General features: G+C 50.9%; 5 protein-coding genes and 1 pseudogene. 5 read left to right on the top strand and 1 reads right to left on the bottom strand.

What is annotated here, in order from left to right; translation table 11 throughout:
* Positions 1 to 45 precede the first annotated feature (45 nt).
* Positions 46 to 630: pseudogene (locus LDK53_RS15830) on the bottom strand (molybdopterin-dependent oxidoreductase); the annotation flags it as partial.
* A 371-nt stretch (positions 631 to 1001) separates the two neighbouring features.
* Here LDK53_RS15830 and fdhD point away from each other — a divergent pair.
* The 5 genes from fdhD to LDK53_RS15805 form a co-directional block, all read left to right on the top strand.
* Positions 1002 to 1838 carry a formate dehydrogenase accessory sulfurtransferase FdhD gene (gene fdhD / locus LDK53_RS15825; RefSeq protein WP_225287556.1) on the top strand — a complete coding sequence of 279 codons (837 nt, stop codon included), beginning with the start codon at positions 1002 to 1004 and terminating at the stop codon, positions 1836 to 1838.
* Between the two features lie 114 nt (positions 1839 to 1952).
* Positions 1953 to 2165 (top strand): DUF1471 domain-containing protein, encoded by a 213-nt coding sequence (locus tag LDK53_RS15820; protein WP_021242795.1) that lies wholly within the window; start codon positions 1953 to 1955, stop codon positions 2163 to 2165.
* 409 nt (positions 2166 to 2574) lie between these two features.
* The gene (locus LDK53_RS15815; protein WP_025760211.1) at positions 2575 to 3291 is read left to right on the top strand and encodes a DUF1120 domain-containing protein; all 717 of its coding nucleotides are present in this window, start codon (positions 2575 to 2577) and stop codon (positions 3289 to 3291) included.
* A gap of 62 nt (positions 3292 to 3353) precedes the next feature.
* Positions 3354 to 4040 (top strand): fimbria/pilus chaperone family protein, encoded by a 687-nt coding sequence (locus tag LDK53_RS15810; RefSeq protein ID WP_225287555.1) that lies wholly within the window; start codon positions 3354 to 3356, stop codon positions 4038 to 4040.
* A gap of 29 nt (positions 4041 to 4069) precedes the next feature.
* Positions 4070 to 5792, top strand: a 1723-nt coding sequence (locus LDK53_RS15805; RefSeq protein WP_225287554.1) for a fimbrial biogenesis usher protein, incomplete at its 3' end; no start/stop codon positions are given.

Raw genomic sequence — 5792 nt, 5'->3', positions numbered from 1 at the left:
GCGACCAAATGTTGGAGCAAGACTTGCTACCGTTGGTCCGTGTCAGACACGCGCCTGGTTGTCGACCGCGAGCATACCGAGTGCGCGCGTGAATTTCTGGGTTAAATAACCGGTTTCGTTGCTGGAAGCAGAGGCGCACAGCATCCCGGTGGAGAGCCAGCGGTTGACCGTAACGCCGTCGGCGTTCTTCTCAATAAAGTTGGCATCGCGGTCTTCTTTAATCAGTTTAGCGATGCGGTCGAACGCCTCTTCCCAGCTGATTTGCTGCCATTTGTCGGAGCCAGGCGCGCGATATTCAGGGAATTTCAGGCGGCTTTCTGAGTGGATAAAGTCCACCAGACCCGCCCCTTTCGGGCACAACGCGCCGCGGTTGACCGGGTGATCCGGGTCGCCTTCGATATGGAAAATAGACGCTTTGGCGTTTTTAGCACCGTCGCCGAGGCTATACATCAACAGCCCGCAACCGACAGAGCAGTACGTACAGGTATTACGGGTTTCGCGGGTGCGTAGCAGTTTATACTGCCGCGTTTCCGCCAGCGCTACGCCGGGCGCAAAGCCCAGTGCCGCTGCCGTGGTGCCTGCCATACCGCCAGCGCAGATCTTAAAGAACTGCCTTCTGCTGACCTGCATGGGTCACTCCTTGTTTCGACATTGCTTACATATAGTGTTTTGACTTCGCGGTTGAAGAAGGACCGCAAAGGAAAAAATTTGCGTTAATCCCTCAATTCCACGAGGGATATCATCAGAATACCACAATGTTGGTACCGCTGTTCTAATGGCGTTAATACAAAGTGAACGTATTATCACCATGCTGATTATAAAGTGTGATATTGATCACATTAACAGCGCTGCATGTTAAAGCGGTGTAGCGGGCGCCAGGTTGCACCCCTTCTGAATGAGTAGGAGAATGGTTGCCGAATAGTTGATCCATACTATGCGTAAAGCCTGTGGTTTGTGCTGCAATAGCAGGCTTACCTTCGTGGTTGTTCAGGAATAGCGCTGTGTCTAAACAAAATCGTGCCCCTCATTCATCACCCCTGCCTGCCGGCATTGTGGAATTGTCGGTACACAGGCCGCCCCACATTGCCCACGCCACGCCTGATTATCTGGCGGAAGAGGTGCCTGTTGCACTCGTTTACAACGGTATCTCGCATGTGGTGATGATGGCTTCGCCAAAAGATCTCGAACTGTTCGCGACAGGATTCTCCCTTTCGGAAGGCATCATTGAGCACCCGCAGGAGATCTACGGCATGGACGTGGTGCAGGCATGCAACGGCCTTGAGGTGCAAATCGAACTCTCCAGCCGCCGCTTTATGGGATTAAAAGAGCGCCGTCGCGCACTGGCCGGGCGCACCGGCTGCGGCGTGTGCGGTGTTGAGCAGCTCAACGATATTGGCAAGCCTGTTGTACCTCTGCCGTTCACGCAGACCTTTAATCTGGCACACCTCGACCATGCGCTTGAGCATCTCAACGATGTTCAGCCCATCGGCCAGCTGAGCGGCTGCACGCACGCGGCAGCGTGGGTATTGCCGTCGGGCGATATCGCCGGGGGACATGAGGACGTTGGCCGCCACGTGGCGCTGGATAAGCTGCTGGGTCGTCGTGCGCGGGAAAGTGAGGTCTGGCTGCAGGGCGCCGCACTTGTTTCCAGCCGCGCCAGCTATGAGATGGTGCAAAAATCGGCGATGTGCGGGGTGGAGATCCTGTTTGCCGTATCGGCGGCAACCACGCTGGCGGTAGAGGTGGCAGAGCGCTGCAACCTGACGCTGGTGGGCTTCTGCAAGCCGGGAAGGGCAACCATTTATACCCATCCACAGCGATTAATAGTTGATCAGTAATTTTGAATGATAATAGCAAATCCTTCCGCTTTTAGTTGTTCGTGATGAGGTCTACTATTTATCACATCAAGGCACGGTGCCTTATCTAAACAACTTAATGAAAGGGTTTAAATCATGAAAAGCATCAAAACTTTTGTCGCTGTAATCGCTCTGGCTGCTTCTTTCGGTTCTTTCGCTGCGCAGACCGTGACTGCAACCGCCTCTACCATTGACGGCGCAGAAGCGAAAATCGCGGCTCAGGCTCAGGAAGCGGGCGCATCATCTTACAAAATTACTCAGGCGTTCTCGGGTAACCGCGTTCACATGACCGCTGAACTGAACAAATAAGTAATATTGCCGCTGTCCCTGCTCTTCGGAGCCGGGACAGGTTTACTTCCACGACTCCTTCCTCGGTTCTCCCGCCTATCTTCCAGGCATTTTCTTATTAACGAAACAATAACTGTAAAAATTTCCCCTCTTTGGTTACCTTTGTTTGAAATTAATCATATTAATACACAGTTTTAATATAGGGTCAGGCCAGATTCCTCCATATATTTATTAATTATATATTCAATAAAAATATGAGTAATGTTCAGCTCTTAGGATTTCCTCAGGCGCAAATCCTAAAATCATTTTGAATTATTGTTCGCGTTAATTTGTGGTGCTATTTTCCAGACGCAAATTTTGTAGTGCTGATATCCAGACCAGATATTCATTATTTGGTTTGTTTTGTATTTCACTCACATAAGGAAATAAAATGAACGCGATGTTTAAAAAAGGGGTGCTGGCCTCCGTGCTGGCTGTCGCGGCGTCTTCGGCAATGGCGGGAACCAGCCTTGATCTTCAGGTGAGCGGTAAAGTTGTTCCATCCTCCTGTACGCCTTCTGTTGTCAGCGGCGGTAGTAATGCGGATTTTGGTACGGTTAAAGCAACGTCTTTAAACTACAACACGGTAACCTCTCTTCCGGATACTAAAATTATCCCTATTTCTATTACTTGCGAAACCCCTACGCGTGTTGGTGTGACGTTTAACGATGCGCATGCGGACTCCGCGCCAACCGAATACTTGTCTACCGAGTTTAGCGATCCTGAGTTTTTGTTAACCTCTCAAAGTACAGCAGGATTGGGCATGTTTAACGGTAAGAAGATCGGTGCTTATGCCATGGGTATTCAGAGGGATAAGGGTACCGCGACAGACGATACGGGTGCGACGCTGTACCCAGTATTTTCACAGGATGCTACCGCGACTTCGGGCTGGCATATCAAATCCGGAATCCATTATCTGCCGGTTGTTACGGATAAAAGTGAGACCTACTCTTTCACCAAAGATTCCGGTGCTGATACACCTGCTGCGCTGAAACAGATTAATTTTAATGTCGGCATCGTGGCGCAGATCAACCCCGCTGGCGAGCTGAATATTACCGACGAATTAACGCTGGACGGTTTAACCAACGTTGAGCTGGTTTATCTGTAATAGCCTCAAAATGAACACTCCACATCTGTGGAGTGTTTTTTCAGTATTACTGGACTACTATTATGCTGCTTTTGAAAAGAACGCTGATTTGTGCCTGCCTGTTAGCCTCGTTTAATACACTGGCTGCTGGAATGGTGCCAGAAACCCCACTGTTGATCGTTAAAGAAGACGAGCAGGGCGCCAGTATGGACGTCAAAAACACGGATGCCGACGCCCAATTGCTGTATACCAAACTGGTTGATCTACCCGACGACCCAAAACCTGGCCTGATTGTGACACAGCCGGTGGTACGTGTAGACGCGGGCAAAACCCAGCGCGTGCGCTTTGTACTAAAAAATAGCGCGGAGCCGCTGAAGGTGGAACACATCAAGCGCGTTATTTTTACCGCTATTCCGCAGCGTGAAAAAAATAAAGTAAAAGTCGCATTCAGCCAGAATTTGCCCGTTATTATTCGCCCGGCCGGGCTGGCGGTTAATCTCGAACCCTGGAAAGACTTAACTTGGCAAATGAACAACGGCAACGTCACTGTCGAGAATAAAACCCCTTACGTTGTTCGCATGGAACAAAAAGCTAAATTATTGCCATCCGGTACGACGGTTCAATTCTCTAAGACGTATATTTTGCCGAATGAAAAAATGACAGCGAGTGCGAAAACGAAAATAACGTCGGCAGAAAAACAGATTGAAATATATCCTGTATCCCGTTATGGCTATCAAGTGCAAAGTTATCTTACTGATCTGAAAGAATAACAACTTATTTCTCAGCGCATGGAGTCGTCATGTTAACGGTTTCCTGTAAAAAGGGAATGCTGGCGTTTTGCTTTACGGCGCTCGCTTTTAGTATTCGGGCGGAAATAAACCCTATAGCGAATGAATCAGTGGAGTCAGACCGGGCGAAATTTGACACCGAAGCGTTAAAATCCCACGGTCTTGATCCAGCCATTGCTGAATACTATTCCATGGCTGCCCGTTTTGCTCCCGGAAACCATAACGTGACCGTTAATATTAACGGTAATCAGCGTACCCTTATGTCGGTGAAATTTAATGAAGAAGGTACGCCCTGTATTAATGACGAGTTTCTGAAAAATGCGGGCCTGATTAAGAAAACCGCACAGGGCACCTGCCCTCAAATTAGTCAATACTGGCCTGGGTCGACTCTTCAGTCTTCCCCGGAAATTGAAGAAATAACAGTCGTGGTTCCTCCGGAAGCGTTGGATCCTGATTTCGGACGTCAACGGGTGGAAGTGCAGGGTGGCCGTGCGGCAATGCTGAATTACGCCATGTTCGGCACCCACAACCAGTATGACGACAACAACGCAGACCGTTTCCAGTCGAGTTTAGAACTGGGCTTTAACGCCGGGGACTGGATTGTACGCAGCACGCAGTTCATCAGCGACGGTAGCGATCAGCGCTTCGACTTTTCCTCACTCAATACCTACGCCCAGCGTACCTTCACCGATTATGGCGTGATGGTACAGGGCGGCCAGATTAACGTGGCCAATAGCCGCTTCAGTATTCCGGTGATATACGGTGTACAGATGATGCCAGATAACGCGCTTGTGCCGCTGGCAGGTACGGGCGTGGAAGTGAGCGGTATCGCCCGAAACCCTCAGGCCCGTGTCGATATTCGCCAGGGCGGACAGCTGATTTACTCGACGCTGGTGCCTGCCGGGCCGTTTAACCTGGACGATGTACCGCTGTCTAACCTCAACACCGACCTTAACGTCACGGTGACCGAGACCGACGGCAGCGAAAACCGCTTTACCGTGGCGGCGAGTACTTTTCGCAGCAGCCACGTGGGACGTGCGCCGGGCTTTAGCCTGGCGGCAGGCCGTGTTGAAAACGACATGGAATCGCGCCTCGAAAAACCGTGGGTGGTCTCTGCCAACAACGGCTGGTCCATCAACAGGCGCATGAATGTCGTCGCCGGTATGTTGATGGCGGATAACCACTATTACGGTTTCTCCGGCAACCTCGATACCACGCCGATGCAGAACCTGTATGCCTCGCTCGGTTTTCTGGCGTCGTTAGACAACCAGACGCAAACGAAGGGCAACAAAACGACGCTGGATGTAGGTTATGCGCTGCCGTGGGGCATCGGCATTTCAATGGGCGGCAGCTACGGCACGCCGGGTTACCGTGAAATGACGGAGCTTTACGGGGATGACGACGATATGTCGCAAACCAAATACGACACCAATGTCGGTATTAACTGGTCCAACACCACACTCGGCCACTTTTCTCTTAGCTTTTACCGCAACAAGAGCTGGAACAGCGAAAACGATAGCCGCCGTTTTGTCTCTTCATGGTCGCAAAGCTTCACATACTTCAACGTGAGCGTGAACTGGGAATCGGATGTCAGCCGTAACGACGACAGCGATAACGATCTGTTTTACGTGAACGTGTCGATCCCGCTCGGACGTACCGGCGTCAGCACCAGCTCCTGGTATCGTGAGGGCGAAGGCAAGCGTTCCTACGGCACGCGTGCGATGGGATCGCTTA

This window comes from Enterobacter sp. K16B (assembly GCF_020216105.1).
Classification (GTDB): domain Bacteria; phylum Pseudomonadota; class Gammaproteobacteria; order Enterobacterales; family Enterobacteriaceae; genus Enterobacter; species Enterobacter sichuanensis.
The sequence above is the reverse complement of the archived record's forward strand: the minus strand, read 5'-3'. Positions and strand labels throughout refer to the sequence as shown.

Excerpts from the sequence above, each read along its gene's own strand:
- LDK53_RS15810 (WP_225287555.1), top strand. The coding sequence starts at position 3,354 with ATGCTGCTTTTGAAAAGAACGCTGATTTGTGCCTGCCTGTTAGCCTCG.
- LDK53_RS15815 (WP_025760211.1), top strand. The coding sequence starts at position 2,575 with ATGAACGCGATGTTTAAAAAAGGGGTGCTGGCCTCCGTGCTGGCTGTC.
- LDK53_RS15820 (WP_021242795.1), top strand. The coding sequence starts at position 1,953 with ATGAAAAGCATCAAAACTTTTGTCGCTGTAATCGCTCTGGCTGCTTCT.